At 56.0% G+C, this 2,596-nt stretch carries 2 protein-coding genes; both read left to right on the top strand.

From position 1 onward, the window contains the following. Positions 1 to 2,093 (top strand): DNA-directed RNA polymerase subunit beta (rpoB, locus tag WBY09_RS19815; protein WP_336233678.1); only part of this gene is annotated, 2,093 nt, incomplete at its 5' end. 108 nt (positions 2,094 to 2,201) lie between these two features. Further along, positions 2,202 to 2,596, top strand: a 395-nt coding sequence (locus WBY09_RS19810) for a hypothetical protein (RefSeq protein ID WP_336233677.1), incomplete at its 3' end; no start/stop codon positions are given.

The following is a 2,596-nucleotide window of genomic DNA, read 5'->3' as shown; positions in this document are numbered from 1 at the left end:
AGCTGGTATCGGTCGCATCCGCGCTCATTCCGTTCCTTGAGAACGATGACGCGAACCGCGCACTGATGGGCTCGAACATGCAGCGTCAGGCGGTTCCGTTGATCCGCTCCGAGGCTCCGTATGTCGGGACCGGTATGGAAGTTCCGGTGGCACGTGATTCGGGTGCAACCTTGATCGCACGCCGTGATGGTGTTGTTGAATCCGTTGACGCGACCCGTATGGTCATTCGCGCAACTGGTGACATTGCTGCTTCGGAATCGGGTGTCGATATTTACACCCTGCTGAAATATCAGCGTTCCAACCAGGGCAGCTGCATCAACCAGCGTCCGCTGGTGAAAGTTGGCGATGTTGTCCAGAAAGGTGACATCATTTCGGATGGTCCGTGTACCGATATGGGTGAACTCGCCCTCGGCCGTAACGTGCTCGTCGCGTTCATGCCGTGGAACGGTTACAACTTCGAGGACTCCATCCTTCTGTCCGAACGTATTGCCCGCGATGACGTCTATACCTCGATCCACATCGAGGAATTCGAAGTCATGGCCCGCGATACCAAACTCGGTCAGGAAGAAATCACCCGTGATATTCCGAACGTCGGTGAAGAAGCGCTCAAAAACCTCGACGAGGCGGGCATTGTCTACATCGGTGCGGAAATCAAGCCGGGCGATATCCTTGTCGGTAAGGTAACGCCGAAGGGCGAAAGCCCGATGACGCCGGAAGAAAAACTTCTGCGCGCCATCTTCGGTGAAAAAGCATCTGACGTTCGCGATACCTCGCTTCGTGTCCCGCCGGGACAGTTCGGTACCATTGTTGAAGTCCGCGTGTTCTCACGTCGTGGCGTTGACAAGGACGAACGTGCTCTGGCGATCGAACGCGCAGAAATCGAACGTCTCGCACAGGACCGCGATGACGAACGCGCGATCCTCGAGCGTAACTTCTATGGTCGTTTGCAGAACCTTCTGGTTGGTCAGAAACTGGTCGATGGTCCGAAGGGCCTGACCGGCGAGTTGACCGAAGAAAGCCTGTCGGGCGTTGCCCGTGGTCTTTGGCGCCAGATCGCTGTTGCAGATGACAATGTCATGTCTGACATCGAAGCTCTGAAAAAGCAGTTCGAGGAATCGATTGCTGTTCTTCAGGCCCGCTTCGATGACAAGGTCGACAAACTGCAGGCCGGTGACGAATTGCCGCCGGGCGTGATGAAGATGGTCAAAGTCTTCGTTGCAGTTAAACGTAAAATGCAGCCGGGTGATAAAATGGCCGGCCGTCACGGGAACAAGGGTGTCGTATCGCGCATTATGCCGGTTGAAGACATGCCGCACCTCGAAGACGGTACGCCGGTCGATATCGTTTTGAACCCGCTGGGTGTTCCGTCGCGTATGAACGTCGGCCAGATCCTTGAAACCCACCTTGGTTGGGCGTCTCGTGGTCTGGGCGAACAGATCGGCGAACTCGTCGATGCTGTTGCCGATGGTCGTGGCGAGATGGATGACCTGCGCAGCAAGCTTAATGATGTCTACGAAGGCGAAGAATATATCGCCGGCATCAAAGAGCTTTCTGATGGCGAAGTCATTGAACTTGGTAACAACCTGCGTCGCGGCGTCCCGATGGCCACCCCGGTCTTCGACGGTGCCCGTGAGCCGGATGTTGTTCGTATGCTTGAAAAAGCAGGCCTTGATGGTTCTGGCCAGGTCGACCTCTATGACGGTCGTACCGGTGAGAAATTCCATCGCAAGGTGACAGTGGGCTATATCTACATGCTCAAACTGCACCACTTGGTCGACGACAAGATCCACGCACGTTCGATTGGTCCGTACTCTCTTGTTACCCAGCAGCCGCTGGGTGGTAAGGCGCAGTTCGGTGGCCAGCGTTTCGGGGAGATGGAAGTGTGGGCACTCGAAGCTTACGGTGCCGCTTACACCCTCCAGGAAATGCTTACGGTCAAGTCGGATGACGTTTCGGGCCGTACCAAGGTCTACGAAGCCATTGTTCGCGGCGAAGACACCTTCGAAGCCGGCATTCCGGAATCCTTTAACGTTCTCGTTAAAGAACTCCGTTCGCTTGGCCTCAATGTCGAGCTTGAGCAGAACGATTTCTAAGTGTTTGGCTGACAGGGGTGCCCATCCGGGCATCCCGGTCGCCAAATCGCATCTTTCGGCCTGAAATTGGCGAAACCCGGCGAGACCGGGCATAGCGGGAGAGCCTTTATGAACGAGTTGATGAAGATCTTCGGGCAGCCGCAGGGCACCCAGAGCTTCGATCAGATCCGGATTCAGATTGCCAGCCCGGAGCGTATCCGCTCCTGGTCGTTCGGCGAGATCAAGAAACCGGAAACCATCAACTACCGGACCTTCAAACCGGAGCGCGACGGCCTGTTCTGTGCGCGCATTTTTGGTCCGGTGAAGGACTACGAATGCTTGTGCGGCAAGTACAAGCGTATGAAGTATCGCGGCATTATCTGTGAGAAATGCGGCGTCGAAGTGACTCTGGCCAAAGTACGTCGTGAACGTATGGGCCATATCGAACTGGCGGCACCTGTTGCCCACATCTGGTTCATGAAGTCGCTGCCGAGCCGTCTGGGTCTGCTGCTGGACATGACGCT

This window comes from Thalassospira sp. CH_XMU1458, assembly GCF_037027205.1.
GTDB classification, from domain to species: Bacteria; Pseudomonadota; Alphaproteobacteria; order Rhodospirillales; family Thalassospiraceae; genus Thalassospira; species Thalassospira tepidiphila.
This window is presented reverse-complemented; position numbering and strand designations above follow the sequence as displayed.